The 17,152-nt window shown below is 42.8% G+C and carries 17 protein-coding genes and 1 riboswitch; of the genes, 6 read left to right on the forward strand and 11 right to left on the reverse strand.

What is annotated here, in order from left to right; all coding sequences use genetic code 11:
- Positions 1 to 597: 597 nt before the first annotated feature.
- Entirely contained in the window at positions 598 to 732 is a 135-nt protein-coding gene (locus H140_RS16405; protein WP_265596792.1) for a hypothetical protein, read from the forward strand.
- Between the two features lie 70 nt (positions 733 to 802).
- Here H140_RS16405 and H140_RS0112545 read toward each other — a convergent pair whose 3' ends face one another.
- Positions 803 to 1,447 (reverse strand): hypothetical protein, encoded by a 645-nt coding sequence (locus tag H140_RS0112545; RefSeq protein ID WP_019674005.1) that lies wholly within the window; start codon positions 1,445 to 1,447, stop codon positions 803 to 805.
- Positions 1,448 to 1,652: 205 nt separating this feature from the next.
- Here H140_RS0112545 and upp point away from each other — a divergent pair, with 205 nt between their 5' ends.
- Positions 1,653 to 2,291 (forward strand): uracil phosphoribosyltransferase, encoded by a 639-nt coding sequence (gene upp, locus H140_RS0112550; RefSeq protein ID WP_019674006.1) that lies wholly within the window; start codon positions 1,653 to 1,655, stop codon positions 2,289 to 2,291.
- A gap of 55 nt (positions 2,292 to 2,346) precedes the next feature.
- Here the strand turns inward: upp and H140_RS15290 are convergent, their stop codons facing one another.
- The 4 genes from H140_RS15290 to hemC are packed head-to-tail and all read right to left on the reverse strand — an operon-like array spanning position 2,347 to position 5,643.
- Positions 2,347 to 3,255: a hypothetical protein gene (locus H140_RS15290; protein ID WP_019674007.1), complete on the reverse strand. Its 909-nt coding sequence runs from the start codon at positions 3,253 to 3,255 to the stop codon at positions 2,347 to 2,349.
- 17 nt (positions 3,256 to 3,272) lie between these two features.
- Entirely contained in the window at positions 3,273 to 3,791 is a 519-nt protein-coding gene (locus tag H140_RS0112560; protein ID WP_019674008.1) for an acyl-CoA thioesterase, read from the reverse strand.
- A gap of 40 nt (positions 3,792 to 3,831) precedes the next feature.
- Positions 3,832 to 4,629, reverse strand: coding sequence for a uroporphyrinogen-III synthase (locus tag H140_RS0112565; protein WP_019674009.1), 798 nt, complete (start codon positions 4,627 to 4,629; stop codon positions 3,832 to 3,834).
- A gap of 6 nt (positions 4,630 to 4,635) precedes the next feature.
- The gene (gene hemC, locus H140_RS0112570) at positions 4,636 to 5,643 is read right to left on the reverse strand and encodes a hydroxymethylbilane synthase (RefSeq protein ID WP_019674010.1); all 1,008 of its coding nucleotides are present in this window, start codon (positions 5,641 to 5,643) and stop codon (positions 4,636 to 4,638) included.
- Between the two features lie 407 nt (positions 5,644 to 6,050).
- Between hemC and argH the strand changes: the two genes are divergently transcribed.
- Together argH and H140_RS0112580 are read left to right on the forward strand one after the other, a co-directional pair.
- Positions 6,051 to 7,436, forward strand: a complete 1,386-nt coding sequence (argH, locus tag H140_RS0112575; protein ID WP_019674011.1) for an argininosuccinate lyase — start codon at positions 6,051 to 6,053, stop codon at positions 7,434 to 7,436.
- A gap of 26 nt (positions 7,437 to 7,462) precedes the next feature.
- Positions 7,463 to 7,762 (forward strand): oxidative damage protection protein, encoded by a 300-nt coding sequence (locus H140_RS0112580; RefSeq protein ID WP_019674012.1) that lies wholly within the window; start codon positions 7,463 to 7,465, stop codon positions 7,760 to 7,762.
- 315 nt (positions 7,763 to 8,077) lie between these two features.
- Here the strand turns inward: H140_RS0112580 and phoU are convergent, their stop codons facing one another.
- The 5 genes from phoU to pstS all read right to left on the reverse strand — a co-directional run bounded on the left by phoU (position 8,078) and on the right by pstS (position 13,310).
- Complete coding sequence (gene phoU, locus H140_RS0112585; protein ID WP_019674013.1) at positions 8,078 to 8,818, reverse strand: phosphate signaling complex protein PhoU; 741 nt, start codon at positions 8,816 to 8,818, stop codon at positions 8,078 to 8,080.
- A gap of 108 nt (positions 8,819 to 8,926) precedes the next feature.
- Positions 8,927 to 9,829: a phosphate ABC transporter ATP-binding protein PstB gene (pstB, locus tag H140_RS0112590; protein ID WP_019674014.1), complete on the reverse strand. Its 903-nt coding sequence runs from the start codon at positions 9,827 to 9,829 to the stop codon at positions 8,927 to 8,929.
- Positions 9,830 to 9,983: 154 nt separating this feature from the next.
- A complete protein-coding gene (pstA, locus tag H140_RS0112595; protein WP_019674015.1) occupies positions 9,984 to 10,895 on the reverse strand; it encodes a phosphate ABC transporter permease PstA in 912 nt (303 codons plus the stop codon).
- A 97-nt stretch (positions 10,896 to 10,992) separates the two neighbouring features.
- The gene (gene pstC / locus H140_RS0112600; RefSeq protein ID WP_019674016.1) at positions 10,993 to 11,943 is read right to left on the reverse strand and encodes a phosphate ABC transporter permease subunit PstC; all 951 of its coding nucleotides are present in this window, start codon (positions 11,941 to 11,943) and stop codon (positions 10,993 to 10,995) included.
- A 212-nt stretch (positions 11,944 to 12,155) separates the two neighbouring features.
- Positions 12,156 to 13,310, reverse strand: coding sequence for a phosphate ABC transporter substrate-binding protein PstS (gene pstS, locus H140_RS0112605; RefSeq protein WP_019674017.1), 1,155 nt, complete (start codon positions 13,308 to 13,310; stop codon positions 12,156 to 12,158).
- Positions 13,311 to 13,848: 538 nt separating this feature from the next.
- Between pstS and H140_RS0112610 the strand changes: the two genes are divergently transcribed.
- Positions 13,849 to 14,211 carry a septal ring lytic transglycosylase RlpA family protein gene (locus H140_RS0112610; RefSeq protein ID WP_019674018.1) on the forward strand — a complete coding sequence of 121 codons (363 nt, stop codon included), beginning with the start codon at positions 13,849 to 13,851 and terminating at the stop codon, positions 14,209 to 14,211.
- A gap of 114 nt (positions 14,212 to 14,325) precedes the next feature.
- Positions 14,326 to 14,462, forward strand: a riboswitch (TPP riboswitch).
- Positions 14,463 to 14,751: 289 nt separating this feature from the next.
- On the forward strand, positions 14,752 to 16,752 hold the full coding sequence (gene thiC, locus H140_RS0112615) for a phosphomethylpyrimidine synthase ThiC (protein ID WP_019674019.1): 2,001 nt from the start codon (positions 14,752 to 14,754) through the stop codon (positions 16,750 to 16,752).
- Positions 16,753 to 16,877: 125 nt separating this feature from the next.
- Here the strand turns inward: thiC and H140_RS14680 are convergent.
- Positions 16,878 to 17,152, reverse strand: a 275-nt coding sequence (locus tag H140_RS14680) for a transposase (protein ID WP_019672132.1), incomplete at its 5' end; no start/stop codon positions are given.

Genomic DNA, 17,152 nt, shown 5'->3' on the forward strand with positions numbered 1-17,152 from the left:
TCATATAATGAATTAACTTCGAGTTTTTCTACTAATGTTGAATGATAATTTCTTATCGCTTCCTAAATTAGCAAAAATCCACACAAGTTGTTCTTTGATTCTAGCTTTTAAATAGTTGACTTAGCTTGTCGTCCAAGGTAAGTTGTGCTTGTAATCAATAACTCATCCTTAATTTATGATGGTTAGTGTTACTTGCGAGCCGTTCAGTATATCATCATTTTAATATCTGTCAAGCTTTTTTGGTTGGTTTAAATTCTTTTATTTGAACTTAAACCTTTAATTCCGTTATCAAAATCTCTTAATCAATCTCACAATCGATTTCGTTGTTCCGATAAGGTGCGTATTATAGACGCTTTATTTTGTTTGTCAAGGGTTTGTTTCGTTTTATTTGAAATTTGTTGCCTGAACAACTCGTCCCAATAATTAACTACTCCATTAAACCCAGCCTTCCGTCAATACCAAGTAAGTGTCTGTTTTTACTAGGCTTTTATTATCTAACTTCTGCGCTTCTGACTGAACAGGGGCGTATTATATAGGGTTTGTGGTGGGTGTCAAGGGGCTTGAGGTTGGTTACGGGTGATATGGGTAGGTTGTCTGATGTTGCCGCTAGCCCCGACAGTAGCGGATATACTTGGTCAACCACTGGCTTGCAGTGACTTGGCTTGTTGTGGTCGCTCGAATGTTGGAACGCGCCAAGCCAGTAGTCACTGCGCCAGTGGGTGGGCAAGATAGAAGCGGATGGCGGGATTGGCTTCTGTTGATGGTTATCGTTATTTTGTGGTTTTGTTTTGTGGTTTTGGTTTTAGATCTTGCCAACTGTTTGAAAAAATTGGCGATAGGCTTCGGTTTTTTTGTCTAGTGAGAGTGGGTAGGCTCTTGATGTTGAGGGTAGTCGATATAGTGTGAGGGCACGTCCTGCATAGGGATAGTCTATATGTTGGTTGGTTTTGGGCCATTTTGATTTGGCAATCGGTGTTCCTTGTTCTTGCGCTAGTAGGGTCATAAGGACTTCGGTGGCTTTTCCGCCTGTGGTGAAGATGGTGTGTAGCTTTGGTAGTTGTGCTAAAACATTTTTTAGGTCTACTGGTTCGATAATGGTGAGGTGTTTGTCAGAGGCGTTGCCTTGCTCGCGAATGGCTTTTTTGACTGTTGGGCATGAGGCGATGGCGTGTTGGTGTAAAAATTCGATGATGCGCTTGGGGTCAAATGCTTTGTAGTCTTTGTCACGGAAGTGGTCTGCGTCATTGAAGAAAATGCGACCATAAATGCGCCACATGTCATTGTAAAAGTTGGGGTAGTGAAATGCCATGCCCCATTTGTCAGACGTTGGGGGGAATGTGCCCATCATCATGATGGTGGCGTCTGGGGTAAGCACTGGTGGGAAAGGGTGGCTTTCGATTTGTGGGTGAGTTTCTGTGTTTTGTTTGGCATTGGTTTTTTGGGTCATAGCTTGGTCCTTATGTGATGGTCTGGTTTGTGTCTGGGTGGCTTTGCGATGTTTTTTTTGTATTGACGAGACTGGGGCGTCTGTCTGCTACTTTTTTTGGTATAATTGTAGGTCAATTGTCGTGCTTGTGCTTTATAGCATTTTGCAACTGATATTTTATAGCTTTTAAGCAGCTCGCCTGACTCAAATCGCTTCTAGAGGTCTTATGAATAATCTAAATATAGAAATTATCACTCATCCCTTGGTACGCCATAAACTGAGCTTGATGCGTGAGAAAGATTGTAGCACTTATAAATTTCGCACTTTGACTAGTGAGCTTGCACGCTTGATGGCTTATGAGGCGTGTCGTGATTTTGAGATTGAAGAGTTTGCTATGCAAGGTTGGGATGATAGTCAGATAGTTGGTGAGCAAATTGTCGGTAAAACTGTGACTGTCGTCCCTATTTTGCGTGCAGGTCTGGGTATGCTTGATGGGGTGCTTGATTTGATTCCGACAGCTAAGATTTCGATGGTTGGTCTGCAACGTGATGAAGAGACGTTGCAACCTGTCCCATTTTTTGAAAAGCTGGTCGCTGATGTTGATAGACGTCCTGCGCTTATTATCGACCCGATGCTTGCCACTGGTGGCTCTATGGTGGCCACTATTGATATGTTAAAACAAAAGGGCTGTTGCAGTATTAAAGCCTTGGTATTGGTAGCGGCGCCTGAAGGGGTGCGTCTGGTGAATGAGGCACATCCAGATGTCAAAATATATACCGCTGCGCTAGATAGTCACTTAAACGAAGAAGGTTATATTATCCCTGGTCTAGGTGATGCAGGCGACAAAATCTTTGGTACAAAATAGTTGCTCCAGATAGAGACTCCGCTAGCTCTAGCCCCTTAACCATCCTAATCTAATGTTAACTGATATGATAGTGCCTAATCAGATAAGCTATGTCTGATTGGGTACTATCTGCTTCCTGCTTTATCTCTCCAGTCCACGCCAACCGATCCTCTTTGACCAAAATCAACTGGTTGAAATCTAAAACCATTACCTCGTTGCGTAGCCCTTCTTGAGTACGTTTATTGTGCTTAATTGCAAAGGCCTTGACTTGATCTGATACGGTAGTAATCAGATTGATAATGATAGGCTGTTTGCGTTTTTGAGCTGAATTTTGTCTGTGCTGCTTGGCTTGAGCTTGGTTATTGGCCAAAGCAAGATGGATAGCTGTCACTAGCGCTTGCACTGGATTGACGGTGGTCATTAATAGCTTTTCTTGACGTACATTTCTGGGTATCTGACCAGCAAACAATAGCACTTGATTTGACGGAAGGCGCTGAGTATGGCGCATTAACTCATGTCGGAGTAGCTCTGGCATATCTGCATTAAAAACATCTTCACTTTGTTGATAAAACACACTAAAGCTACGCTGAACATAACGTCCAAATACCGTAAAGTTTGTCCAGTCTTGATATACTCTATTATCCTGTAAGCGTTGGCTAAATGCCTGTTGCCAAGAAATGGCTTGTTGCCAAGAGTCTTGAGCGGTTATCGCTATCTTGTCCTCTGCGTTTACCTTTTGCTTGTTTTTACTACTGATTTTGTCATATTGCTGAAAGTCAGCAGCGTAATCAGGTTGATGCTCTAAACCTTTGAATACATCACTATGAAGCAGGTAACGTAAAAACTGTAACGCTGAGTCAAAATATTGCGCCTGCCAGCATAAAGGATAAAAAGCTTGATCCAAACTTGGCAACTCAGGAAACTGCGACTTAGTAATCGATGACTTTTTGTCAGCTTGAGACTTTTTGATAAACAGTGAAAACATCAATACTCAGCATTACATTAATAGTCAGGTGTGTGTCCAACACTTTTTTCAAAGTCTAAAATAGTGTCACGTTCGCTGTCACTCCAAGCGACTTTGGCAGTGGCCTCTTTATTTAGCTTGACCAATACTGAGTCTGCTGTGGCCACTACGGCACTTTGAGCAGTGCTGTAATAACAATAGTCCATAACAATACTGCTGTTGCCTAACTTCTTGGTTCGTACCCCTATCAACAAGGTATCAGGAAAGGTTACTGGTCTTAAAAAAGTGCAGCTCGACTGTGCCAATACTGTGGTGGCATCATCTGTAAACGCTTGTGTTTGAGTAAGATAGTGAATACGAGCCGCTTCTGCATAGCGATAATAAACCACATTATTCACATGGTTGAAAGCGTCCATGTCATTCCAAATAACAGGTTGCACATAAATGCTGGCAAAATGTTGTAACGACTCTGGGATTTTAAAGTCCTCTGAAGTATTAAAACTGCTTGCAACCTTAAAATCGTTGACGTTTTCAATCGTATTATTGGTACTGTTCATGGTCTGTCCTAGTTGTTTTTAGTTCTAGTTGTTTTTAGTTCTAGTTGTTTTGGGTAAATACTATCTGTACGCCCCGCCAAACCTCATCTGTATCCAAATGCTCAAGACGCACGCAAGACAACTGTAAATCAGTAATCATCTGGGTTAAACGCTTGCCAAATGCCAAATAATAAAAATCTTCTAACTGACAGTGCTCGCTATCTAATATCAGCTGTCGCCAATTGCTAAACGCCTCACCACTGCTGATCAATGCTACTGGCTTGTTGACTGCCTGATCTGAATTGGTCGATGCTAAGGCTTGCAACGCTTGCTGCATTTGCAAAAAGTCATCGGGTGCTTGTGCTGGAGATTGGCGCTGATACCAAGCAATGGCGTCAATAACAACCCCGTTATCTTGTAAAAAGTTGACCAGTAACCGTCTGCCTCCACGTCCTCGCCACACCAGAATGTGATTGCCTTGACCGAGTGTATTTAGCTCAGACATTTGCATCATGCCTTCATTACTATACTCGTCAGGGCAGCTTACTTGCCACCCTGCTTCACGTAAAACTTTGGCGGTAGCATGCCCTACCGCAATCACCGCACAACTGGCACTAGGCACAAATCCCTTAGGACAAGCAGCCAATCCTTCACGGGCGGCTGTCGGACTGACGACCACTAGCGCTTGATACTTATCCGGCTGCTGGCAAAAGTCCTGTTGATACTGCTGCTCACGCTCACTAATGGCAAGGGTCGCCAGCTCAAGCAAAGGCATAGACAATACTGTCATGCCTTTGGCTTGCATGGCTTGGGTTAACGGCTCGGCTCGACTGATCGGACGGGTGTTAATAAAAATCATAAAGGCTTAGCTGTCTTGTTTGGCATTATAAATGGCGGCCAAGATACCATCGGCGCCCCGTGATAGCAGCTGAGTAGCCACATCAATACCTAACTGCTCAGCTTGCGCTTCACGGTCTGCTTGATTACCTGATAATACTATGCGCTTATCTGCTTTTAACAAGGTCTGACCATCTTCGGTGCCCACACGGCCACGTAGCCATAGCATCTCTTCTTGCGCCTCATCCTCACCTGCTTCAAGGATTGCATATGCTGCAATTGGCACCTGACAGCCACCTTCTAAGTGACGGTTCAATGCCCGCTCAGCTTTTAGACGGATACGGGCGTCACTGTCATTTAACGGCTCTAATAAAGACAATACTTCCTTATCATCTGCTCGACACTCGATAGCTAACGCCCCTTGACCTACTGCTGGTAGGCTCACCTCAATACTTATCTCTTGTTTAATGCGCTCACTAAGCTCACTACGTATCAAGCCACTGCTTGCAAGGATAATGGCATCATATTCATCGGCATCTAACTTACCTAGACGGGTCTGCACATTGCCTCGCAATGATTTGATCTGCAAGTCTGGACGATACGCCTTAATCTGACACTGACGGCGAAGGCTTGCCGTCCCTACCACAGCGCCTTCTGGCAGCTCATCAAGGGTGGAATAGTTATTTGAAACGAAGGCATCGGTTGGGGTCTCACGCTTGCAATAAGCGCCCAAGATTAAGCCTTCTGGCAGCTGCATCGGCACATCTTTTAACGAGTGCACCGCAATATCGGCACGACCATCGTAAAGGGCCTGTTCTAGCTCTTTAACAAACAAGCCCTTGCCGCCAATCTTTGCCAACGGCGTGTCCAAAATTTTGTCACCTTGGGTCACCATGGTCACTAAATTAACCTCTAGTTCAGGATACAAAGACTGTAGACGTGACTTGATATGCTCGGCTTGCCACATGGCCAAAGGGCTTTTGCGAGTAGCGATGTTGAGGGTTTTTAAAGTGGTGCTGTGCGCTGATTTACTCATAGTATTCTTATATATTGCTTTGGGTGGGTTAATATTTTGTATATATTTTTTAGTCAGTAGGTTTATTGTACTGACAACTGACTATAAGGCAAGTCATAGCACTTAAAGCGATACCAAACCATTACGAAAATGACTATTAGCATGCTACACGACACCATTAGTACGCTGTACAATCTCTGCTTTGTACGCTATCCGCTTAGTACGCTGCACAACATCTACTAAAAAGATACACTAGTGCCAAAAGGCAAGTTTTGGCTGTTTGCGGATGTACTCTAGCATGGCTTAGGTATCCTTTGCTATACTGGCACTTCTGTGCATTTTACTGGATTTAAACGGATATGACTGTAAATAACGAATTAAAGAACACCCTTGCTAACACTTCAAAATCAAGCGGACAAGGCCAACAAATGTGGGGCGGCCGCTTTAGCGAAGCCACTGACAGCTTTGTGGCTGCGTTTACCGCTTCGGTCGGCTTTGATCAACGCTTTGCCAGACATGACATTCAAGGCTCTATCGCCCATGCCACTATGCTGGGCAAATGTGGCATTTTGACCCAAGATGAAGTAGACACCATTATTGACGGTCTCCGACAAGTCCAACAAGAAATTGACGCTGGTGAATTTAACTGGTCGATTGCGCTAGAAGACGTGCATATGAACGTTGAATCACGCTTAACCGACCTTATCGGAACTGTGGGCAAAAAACTGCATACCGGTCGTAGCCGTAATGACCAAGTTGCCACCGATATCCGTCTTTGGTTACGTGAAGAAGTGGATAATATTGTTGCGCTACTGGTTAAGCTACAGGCGGGGCTACTCGGTCTTGCTGAACAGCACACCAATACCATTATGCCTGGCTTTACGCACTTGCAAACCGCACAGCCTGTCAGCTTTGGTCACCATGTGATGGCATGGTTTGAGATGTTAAACCGTGATACCGAGCGCTTAATTGATGCACGCCGCCGCATTAACCAAATGCCTCTTGGCAGCGCAGCACTTGCCGGCACTACCTTCCCGATTGACCGCAACATTACCGCTGAGCTGTTAGGTTTTGAAGGTATTTGCCAAAACTCATTAGATGCCGTTTCAGATAGGGATTTTGCGATTGAATTTACTGCTGCTGCCTCTATCTTAATGATGCACCTATCTCGTATGAGTGAAGAGATTATATTATGGATGTCAGCGCAATTTGGCTTTGTGCAAATCCCTGATAGATTCTGCACCGGCTCATCGATCATGCCACAAAAGAAAAACCCAGATGTGCCTGAGCTGGTACGTGGCAAAGCGGCACGTGTGTTTGGTCAACTGACAACTTTATTAACCTTAATGAAAAACCAACCACTGGCGTATAACAAAGACAACCAAGAAGACAAAGAGCCTTTATTTGATTGCGTTGATACCTTGACCGGCTCGCTACTTGCATTTGTCGATATGCTCCCTAATATAATACCTAACAAAGAAAACATGCGCGCGGCAACCATGAAAGGTTATGCCACGGCCACCGATTTAGCAGATTACTTAGTCCGCCGTGGCGTGGCTTTCCGCGATGCCCACGAAGTCGTTGGTCATGCAGTGGCGCTTGCAATCGAAGAGGGTGTAGATTTAAGCGAATTGCAACTTGAGCAGTTACAACAGTTTAGCGATGCCATTGGTGAGGATGTCTTTGACTATCTAACCTTGGAAGGTTCTCTAGCAGCTCGTGATCACTTAGGTGGTACGGCGCCAAATCAAGTATTGCAGGCTGTTGCTCGTGGTCGTGAACGCTTGACTAAATACAATATCGACACTCAATAACCTTTTGATATTCATAGGATAAGACAATGACAGCTACTTTTGATCCAAAAGCCAACATGGTGTTTTGCCGTAAGTATCAGCAGGACTTACCTAAAATGCCAAACCCGCCTTTCCCAAATGCAAAAGGGGAAGAAATTCAAAATACGGTGTCTAAAAAGGCGTGGGATGAATGGCTGGAATTACAAACCATGTTGATTAACGAAAATCATTTAAGCATGATAGATCCTGAAGCAAAAAAATTCATTAACGAACAACGTGAAAAGTTCTTAGACAATGAAGACTATGAGCGTCCAGCAGGATTTACACCTGAGTCTAACAGCAAGTAACGGCTGTTTAACGAATTGAGTTAACTTAATACAAAAAGGAGTGGTCTTAATGACCGCTCCTTTTTGTTATCGCAACTATAAAAAGATGATAGGCGCAGCTTATTTTTGTAAATATAGTCAAAGAAATCTAAAATGGTGACAGGGCAACCAAGCGAAAGTACTACAAATGTAGGCTTAGCGAGACACCGTAGCCGTATAGTATTTCTCTGGCTATAATACAACCATTACTTAATAGACAATAGTCTTTATACCTATTTTTCTGATATACCTATGTTTCTGATATACCTATTTTTCTAATAAAAATAGAAAAGCCCCCTAATTGCCCTGACGTGCCGCTATATTGTTAGAGGCCTCTTGTACCGCCTGCTCCACTGTCACAAAATCGGTATGACGCACATCTTTGCCACTGGTGCAATAAATCACAAGCTCTGCAATATTGCGTGCATGATCGCCGACCCGCTCTAACGCACGCAACACCCACAAAATATTAATCACCTTTGACACATGACGGCTGTCTTCCATCACATAAGTCATCAGCGAACGGCTAGCCGACTGATATTCTTCATTCACTGTCTTATCACTTTGTAACACGCCAAACGCCTGCTCTGGATCCATACGTGCAAAGGCATCAAGCGCATCAAGTAACATCACCCGTACTTGATTGGAAAGATGTTGTACTTCTGAATAACCTCTAGGTGATGCACCATCTTGTTGAAGCTTACAGGCCATGCGCGCAATCTTACTGGCTTCATCACCGACACGCTCTAAATCCACAACGCCTTTGCTTAGTGCCATAACAATACGCAAATCAATGGCAGCTGGCTGACGCTTGGCAACTAGTAAAATGACTTTTTCGTCAATCTTTATTTCTATTTGGTTTATCTGATCATCGTCAGCGATGACTTTTTTGGCGATGTTAACATCACCATCTATCAAAGCATGGGTGGCAGATGTCACTTGATTTGCCGCCATACGTCCCATGGTTAAAAATAGACTGATACTTTGTTGCAAGTCAGCATCAAAGCTTTTTGAGATGTGCTTATCGGTGATTGGCATCACAGCATCCTAAATTGTTGGTATAGCCTAATATTTACATTAGGGCGTGTCCCTAATTAGCACTATGAAAATTAATGGAAAACGAAAGTTTATCGTAAAAACATACACTTAGCCATAACGACCAGTAATATAGTCTTCTGTGGCTTTTTGTGCAGGATTGGTAAATACTTGATTGGTTTCACCCATTTCTACCATATCACCAAGATACATATAGCAGGTATAGTCAGATACACGGGCTGCTTGCTGCATATTATGAGTCACAATAGCAATGGTATAATCATGCTTTAAGTCTTCAATAAGATCTTCAATCGCACCAGTTGAGATAGGGTCAAGGGCAGACGTTGGCTCATCTAATAACAACACTTCTGGTTTGGTTGCCACGCCACGAGCGATACACAAGCGCTGCTGCTGACCACCTGATAATGACAAGCCTGAAGCTTTAAGCTTATCTTTTACTTCTGGCCACAGTGCTGACTTTTTCAAAGCCCACTCTACTCGATCATCTAACTCAGACTTGCTTAGCTTTTCATACAGACGCACACCAAAGGCGACATTATCATAAATAGACATTGGGAATGGGGTTGGCTTTTGGAACACCATTCCCACACGTGCGCGCAACAAGTTCACATCAACATCTTTCTCCAAGATATTTTTACCATCCAAGATGATTTTGCCTTCTGCATGCATGCCTGGATATAAATCATACATACGGTTAAAGGTACGTAACAAGGTTGATTTACCGCAACCAGAGGGGCCAATAAAAGCAGTGACCTTGTTTACAGGAATATCAATACTGATATCCTTTAGGGCTTTGAAGTCACCATAAAAAAAGTTGAGGTTACGCACTTCTAATTTGGCTGCTGGCATGTTATCAGGTAGATCAGCGAGCGTTTGTTTGGTAAAACTTGTGGTGTCAGGCTGTTGTTGCTGACTACCTGTTTTTATTGGTTGCTCTAGCACACTGGCGCTACTCTTTGCTGTTATCAGTTTTTTGACTAATGTATCGCTCATAACCGTACCTTTTTATGTATGACGTAAATAACTAAATGAACTTGAATATTTTGAATGGCTTAAATTTTAATCGCTTAAAAACATTCACTTTAATACTGTAAAACTTTCACTTTAATACTGTAAAAACAGTAAAAGGCTGAACCAACCTATCTGGCTATTTTTTCTGTCGACCAATAACACGGGCAATAATATTAAGACCAAGTACCGACAACGTAATTAACAATGCCCCGCCCCAAGCGATTATGTTTTGAGTGTTGTCTGGGGCTGCAGCAAACTGATAAATAGTCATGGGTAAGTTGGCCATAGCACTGCTCATGTCCATACTAAAGAAACGATTGTTCAAGGCAGTAAATAGCAATGGTGCCGTCTCACCAGTAATACGCGCAAAACCTAATAATACACCAGTAATGAGACCTGACTTAGCGGCACTCATGGTCACTGATGTCACTACCTTCCACTTTGGTGCTCCTAGAGCATAGGAAGCTTCACGTAACTGATTGGGTACCAAGTTAAGCATCGTCTCAGTGCTGCGCACAACGACAGGGATAATAATCAGCGCCAGTGCCACAGCACCTGCCCAACCTGAAAAGCTGCGATTATTCACCATTAACGTAAAGATAAATAGACCGATAACAATAGAAGGGGCTGATAACAAAATATCGTTAATAAAGCGGGTAGCTTTCCCTAGCCATGAGCCATGTGAAAACTCTGCCAAATAAACACCTGCCAACAAGCCAACCGGCGCACCTATTAATAGCCCCGTACCTGCAATCATGATTGACCCCACAATGGCATTACGCAACCCACCCACAGTATTCGGTGGTGGTGTGTCTGCGGTAAAAATAGGCATGGTTAACATCGCCTCCATGCCTTTGCGCAATAGATCAAATAAGATCCAGCCCAGCCAAAACAAACCAAAACTCATAGCCAATACGGCAAAGATAAGACCCAGTACGTTATAGAACTTACGCTTTGAGTACAGCGACTTATTCATGCGCTGTTCAAAGCGTAACTTAGACTTTGCACTATTCGCTGCCATTGTGGTTGAGCTTGAATGTGTTGTCATAATGTTTTTTCCTACAAGATGTTTTGTTTCTACAAGACTTCAATTTATCCGCTATACAAACTATCTAATGCGACTGGCTATGCCCTGCTCATCACACCTAATTTCCTGCTCTCTTATCAATACGTGACAACATAATCTTAGATATCGACAGCACCACAAAGGTAATCACAAACAAGATTAAGCCTAAATGTAATAAAGTCGCGACATGCATCTCACTTGAGGCTTCCGCAAATTCATTGGCAATTGATGAGGTAATGGTCACACCTGAGCCAAATAAATTTGAGTTAATGTTATAAGTGTTACCGACCAAGAACGTCACTGCCATGGTTTCACCAAGGGCACGACCAAGACCAAGAATAATACCGCCAACCACACCCGCTTTGGTGTAGGGTAAGACGATTTTGTACATCACTTCCCAAGTGGTCGCCCCTGCGCCATAAGCAGACTCTTTTAATAAATCGGGTACCACTGAGAAAACATCGCGCATGGTTGCTGCGATAAACGGGATAATCATAATGGCTAAGATTAACGAGGCTGTAAAAACACCGATACCCAGTGGTGGTCCACCAAAAAAACTACCAATAACTGGTATCGGACCAAAAACATCAATAATAAAAGGCTGTACATATTTTGCGAACAATGGTGCTAATACAAAGAAGCCCCACATGCCATAAATAATAGATGGAATACCTGCCAGCAGCTCAATTGCCATACCCAAGGGTCTGCGCAAAGACTTTGGGCATAACTCAGTTAAGAAAATTGCAATACCAAAGCTCACTGGTACCGCAATCAAAATAGCAATAATAGAAGTCACTAGGGTGCCGTAAATAGGTGCTAAAGCTCCGTATTCATCATTAACAGTACTCCAATTTGAGCTGGTATAAAATCCAAACCCAAACTCTTTGATACTTGGCCATGCACCGATAATCAGCGACAGCATAATACCGCCCAAAGAAACCAACACCAGTAAAGCAAAAAACTTGGTCAAATTAACAAAAATGATGTCGTTTCTGCGTTGCTTTGCTAGCTGAGCGTGTAAGTCAGACATGGTAACCCCAACATTGGTAATTATTTAATGTTCTTTAATTTTATGTTCTTTAGTTTGTGACAAGCTTCAGATAATAAACTGGCAAGTAAGTGTCATATCCTTTACTTGCCAGCTACTTCTATACTTTTATTGCTTTTATACTTTCATTGCTTTTATGCTTTCATTAACAGCAACAGGGACTGGTTAATGACTATTTATTTGGGGGTATAAACTTATTTAGGAGTATAAACTGGCTGACCATCTGAACCGACAACCTGCTTCCACTCCTCTTTGAACAAAGCAACCGCTTCGTCTGGGAAAGGCACATAGTCCAGATCCAAGGCTGCTTGATCACCTTGATCATACGCCCAGTTAAAGAAGTTTAATACACCAGCAACTTTCTCAGGATTTTTTGGATTTTTGTGCACCAAGATAAAAGTGGCAGCGGCGATAGGCCACGCATCTGCAGTATCTGAGTTAGCAATAACTTTGTAGAAACCTTCCGCTTGTGACCAATCAACATTACCAGAGGCAGCAAATGTGTCAGCAGACGGCTCTACGGTATTACCAGCAGCATTAATCATTGAGGCATGTGACATGCTATTTTGTTTTGCATAAGCATACTCAACGTAACCAATTGAGTTAGGGGCTTGCTTAACCATTCCTGCAACACCTTCGTTGCCTTTACCACCTACGCCTGTACCCGTTGCATCGGTAGGCCATTCCACACTTTTATCAACGCCAACCGCTGACCAATCGCTAGACACTTCGTTTAAATAATAGGTAAAGTTAAAGGTTGTACCTGAGCCATCAGAACGGTGTACAGTAGTGATACCTGCATCAGGCAGCGCTAGGCCTTCATTTAATGCGGTAATTGCAGGATCATTCCATTTGGTAATTTTTCCCAGATAAATATCGGCAAGTACCTCTCCGCTTAACACTAATTTGCCTGGCTCAACACCCTCGATATTGACAACAGGTACCACCCCACCAATAACCGTAGGGAATTGGATCAAGCCAGCACTTTCCAACTCAGCTGGTTGTAGTGGCATATCCGATGCACCAAAATCAACGGTATTTGCTTGAATCTGCTTTACACCACCAGAAGAACCGATAGAGTTATAGTTCACTTGACCTTTGGTCGCAGCTTGGTAGTCCGCTGACCATTTTTGGTATATTGGCGCTGGAAAAGAAGCGCCTGCACCACTGATATTCATCTCAATGCCATCAATGTCTATATATTGGTCTGCATTCGTAGTTGATTCACCAGTTGTTGCGGCTGCGTTTTCGGTTGTCCCTTCTGCTGGATCTGTCGCCTCTTTATTATTGCCACAGGCAGTTAGACCTAACATAGTAGCCACTGCAACAGCGAGTAATGAATAACGCATGGTCTCTCCTAAAAATATAATTAATAATGTGTTAAACCTAAATTGTATTAAACCTAAGTTGAACTCAGTCTAAAGCTAGCCCAACAAGGATTATAAAAACTGATTTTGAATTAGATAAGGCACATTGTGCCCTCTAAATATGACAGTTTGATGAAACACAGCTTTTAAGATCTATATGTCTGCCACCCTATTTTCCAGATACAATCTATTTTCCAGATACAATCTATTTTCCAGATACAATCTATTTTCCAGATACAATCTATTTCTGATAGGACTTACGCAAAAATACGCTTTCAAGGCTTAAAAAGCGACTGGTTATTATTTATGGAGCGTCTGGCTCTACCTTCAGAAGGTTCATAAATAATGACCAGTTGCCATAATATCTACTCGTGCGTAAATCCTATCTTAATTAAGTATTCTTTACATTTTACTTACTCTTTAGCAAGATACTCTAAACTTAGGGCTTGTAGACTACTGCCTCGATGTTTTGGTACTGGAATAGAAGATACCAGCCATTTATTAACAACAGGTATGACCTATGAAAAAACTTTTGACCCCTTTGATGCTGTTATCCGCCCTATCGCTAACAGTGCCCGCCAATGCAGGTATGGCCTCATGGTATGGCCCAGGGTTTCATGGCAAAAGAACCGCCTCAGGTGCTATTTACAATATGTACGCCATGACGGCCGCACATAAATCACTGCCTTTTGGCTCAAAGGTAAAAGTAACCAACTTGAACAATAAAAAGTCAGTGGTGGTAAAAATTAATGACCGTGGCCCCTTTAAACCAGGCCGTGTGATTGATTTATCAAAGAAAGCCAATCAAATGATTAACTGTAATTTATGCAAAGTCAGTGTTGAGGTTTTAAGTAAAGGCGATGGCAAGTATCGTAGACAGTAACCATTTGCCGTAACGTAAAGCGTAAGAAAGACTGTTTTAGAAGAAAAACTGTTATTGTGTAAAAAGTTTGATAATATATACTCGTTATCAATACTGAATGTGATAATCAATATTTATTAAGACTCGGGGTGCAGACCTTTTTGATTACAGCCGAATTTTAGGCCGTAACCAACAAAAGTGCGTTTGCTGAGATATCACCCGTTGAACCTGATGCGGTTAATACCGCCGTAGGAAAGTCATTGCAACTCCCCTATCCTTTATAAAGAACTGCTCATTATCATGACTTTTTAGAGCCAGACTCACGCTTATGTTAATCCTTTAAAATTCGCATGCTTATTTATCAATATATAAGCACATAATATTTAAAGTGACATCTCAAGCTACCGTCTGCTGATACAAGGTTTATTTATAAATAAATAGGGTACTGTCAAAACGACAACATCTGCACTTACCGAGTCTTTATTTTTACCTCCGGTTTTTAGCCTTTTATTCTAGAAGCCAACATGGCAATTGCCATTAGCAAAAAATAAGGACATTCCCATGAGTAATGCAGAAAATAGCATCAAAACCCCTGCCCACCGCAATGCCAAAGACGAGCGCTTTGACGAAGAAGCCCGTGATCTAACACGTAGCCTACCTGCTTCAAAAAAAGTCTATATAGAAGGCTCTCGCCCTGACATCCAAGTCCCCATGCGTGAAATCACCTTGACTGACACCCCTACTGGTGGCTTTGGCTTGGAAAATGGTGAAAAAAACCCACCTTTTTATGTTTATGACACCTCTGGTGTTTATACCGACCCTAATGTTGACATTGATTTGACCAAAGGCCTGCCAAAACTGCGTGAAAAATGGATTGAAGAACGTGGTGATACCGAAATCCTAGAAGGTTTATCCAGTGACTATGGCAAACAGCGGGCTCGTGACATTACCACTGCCAATATCCGTTTTTCTCATATCGACAAGCCACGCCGTGCGAAAACTGGCAAAAATGTTACTCAAATGCATTATGCTCGCCAAGGCATTATTACTCCAGAAATGGAATACATCGCCATTCGTGAAACCCAAAAACAGCATGAGCTGACCGATATGCGTCAACATGCGGGAGAAAGCTTTGGTGCCAATACGCCTAAGATTATCACGCCAGAGTTTGTACGTGATGAAGTGGCCGCCGGCCGTGCGATTATCCCGAATAACATCAACCACCCTGAATCTGAGCCGATGATTATCGGTCGTAATTTCTTAGTAAAAATTAACGCCAATATCGGTAATTCAGCACTGGGTTCTAGCATTGATGAAGAAGTCTCCAAAATGACGTGGGCAACCCGTTGGGGTGCGGACACCATCATGGACTTATCTACGGGTAAAAACATCCACGAAACCCGTGAATGGATTATCCGTAACTCTCCTGTGCCTATCGGTACCGTGCCTATCTATCAAGCGCTAGAAAAAGTCGATGGCGTAGCAGAAGACCTAACTTGGGAGATATTCCGTGATACCTTGATTGAGCAGGCCGAACAAGGCGTAGACTACTTCACCATTCATGCCGGCGTACTACTGCGCTATGTGCCATTAACGGCAAAACGTCTGACTGGCATAGTATCTCGTGGCGGCTCTATCATGGCGCAGTGGTGTCTGGCACATCATAAAGAAAGCTTTTTATATACCCACTTTGAAGACATCTGTGAAATCATGAAGCAGTATGACGTGGCCTTTAGTTTAGGCGATGGTTTGCGTCCTGGTTGTATCCAAGATGCCAATGACGAAGCCCAATTTGGTGAACTGCGTACTTTAGGTGAGCTGACGCAAGTGGCTTGGAAGCACGATGTACAGGTGATGATTGAAGGTCCAGGTCACGTGGCGATGAACCGTATTAAAGAGAACATGGATCTACAACTTGAGATGTGTCATGAAGCCCCTTTTTATACCCTTGGCCCATTAACCACAGATATCGCTCCAGGTTATGACCATATTACCAGTGCTATTGGCGCTGCGATGATTGGCTGGTTCGGTACGGCCATGCTGTGCTATGTGACGCCAAAAGAGCATTTGGGCTTACCGAATAAAAAAGACGTAAAAGATGGCATTATCACTTATAAGATAGCGGCCCATGCTGCTGACCTTGCCAAAGGTCACCCTGGCGCTCAAGCTCGTGATAATGCGTTATCAAAAGCACGCTTTGAGTTCCGCTGGGATGATCAGTTTAACTTAGCGTTAGACCCTGATACGGCACGTGAATTCCATGATGAAACGCTGCCGAAAGATGCGCACAAATCTGCCCACTTCTGCTCTATGTGTGGCCCTAAATTCTGCTCAATGAAAATCACTCAAAATGTGCGCGAATATGCAGCAGGCCTGCCTACCGGTGGCGTGGTAACCCCAAGTAGTGGTGAGCTGTCTGATGAGGTGCACTTGATTAAAGAAGTGGATACTGAGCTTGTAGGTCAAGTCGGTGAAGCCAGCTTCGAGGAAGTACAAAAAGGCATGGAGCAGATGAGTGAAAAGTATAATGCAGAAGGGCGTCAGCTTTATAAGGAAATTTAGTTTAAATTCAAAGACTTAACTTAGATTCACCTTAATAGATAGCCAACAAGATAGTCAAAAACTTAAATAATTAGTGTTGTTATTCTAAAATAAATAGTATTAAGTAATCGAACAAAATTAAATACCTATACTTTAAATGTAGAAAAATTTAACGACAGGGAATCACCAATATTAGCAAAAACCCGATTAACTGCATAAGACAACGTATCGAAAGAAACATAATCACAAGGTCTTAGCCAAGCCTGTTTTACCTCCTTCCATAACCGCTCAATGATATTTAGATGCGGACTATAAGGCGGTAAATAAAAGATAAACAAGCCTCGTTCTTGCCAAATGGGTAATCTAGCTTGGATAATCTTGGCATGATGAATACTGGCATTATCCATGACAATCACTGTAA

Origin of the sequence: Psychrobacter lutiphocae DSM 21542 (genome assembly GCF_000382145.1) — a bacterium.
Lineage (GTDB): Bacteria > Pseudomonadota > Gammaproteobacteria > Pseudomonadales > Moraxellaceae > Psychrobacter > Psychrobacter lutiphocae.

Excerpts from the sequence above, each read along its gene's own strand:
- pstS (WP_019674017.1), bottom strand. The coding sequence starts at position 13,310 with ATGCGTTATTCATTACTCGCTGTTGCAGTGGCTACTATGTTAGGTCTA.
- H140_RS0112610 (WP_019674018.1), top strand. The coding sequence starts at position 13,849 with ATGAAAAAACTTTTGACCCCTTTGATGCTGTTATCCGCCCTATCGCTA.
- H140_RS15290 (WP_019674007.1), bottom strand. The coding sequence starts at position 3,255 with ATGTTTTCACTGTTTATCAAAAAGTCTCAAGCTGACAAAAAGTCATCG.
- H140_RS0112560 (WP_019674008.1), bottom strand. The coding sequence starts at position 3,791 with ATGAACAGTACCAATAATACGATTGAAAACGTCAACGATTTTAAGGTT.
- pstA (WP_019674015.1), bottom strand. The coding sequence starts at position 10,895 with ATGACAACACATTCAAGCTCAACCACAATGGCAGCGAATAGTGCAAAG.
- H140_RS0112580 (WP_019674012.1), top strand. The coding sequence starts at position 7,463 with ATGACAGCTACTTTTGATCCAAAAGCCAACATGGTGTTTTGCCGTAAG.
- pstB (WP_019674014.1), bottom strand. The coding sequence starts at position 9,829 with ATGAGCGATACATTAGTCAAAAAACTGATAACAGCAAAGAGTAGCGCC.
- hemC (WP_019674010.1), bottom strand. The coding sequence starts at position 5,643 with ATGAGTAAATCAGCGCACAGCACCACTTTAAAAACCCTCAACATCGCT.
- pstC (WP_019674016.1), bottom strand. The coding sequence starts at position 11,943 with ATGTCTGACTTACACGCTCAGCTAGCAAAGCAACGCAGAAACGACATC.
- thiC (WP_019674019.1), top strand. The coding sequence starts at position 14,752 with ATGAGTAATGCAGAAAATAGCATCAAAACCCCTGCCCACCGCAATGCC.
- H140_RS0112545 (WP_019674005.1), bottom strand. The coding sequence starts at position 1,447 with ATGACCCAAAAAACCAATGCCAAACAAAACACAGAAACTCACCCACAA.
- argH (WP_019674011.1), top strand. The coding sequence starts at position 6,051 with ATGTGGGGCGGCCGCTTTAGCGAAGCCACTGACAGCTTTGTGGCTGCG.
- phoU (WP_019674013.1), bottom strand. The coding sequence starts at position 8,818 with ATGCCAATCACCGATAAGCACATCTCAAAAAGCTTTGATGCTGACTTG.
- upp (WP_019674006.1), top strand. The coding sequence starts at position 1,653 with ATGAATAATCTAAATATAGAAATTATCACTCATCCCTTGGTACGCCAT.
- H140_RS0112565 (WP_019674009.1), bottom strand. The coding sequence starts at position 4,629 with ATGATTTTTATTAACACCCGTCCGATCAGTCGAGCCGAGCCGTTAACC.
- H140_RS16405 (WP_265596792.1), top strand. The coding sequence starts at position 598 with ATGTTGCCGCTAGCCCCGACAGTAGCGGATATACTTGGTCAACCACTG.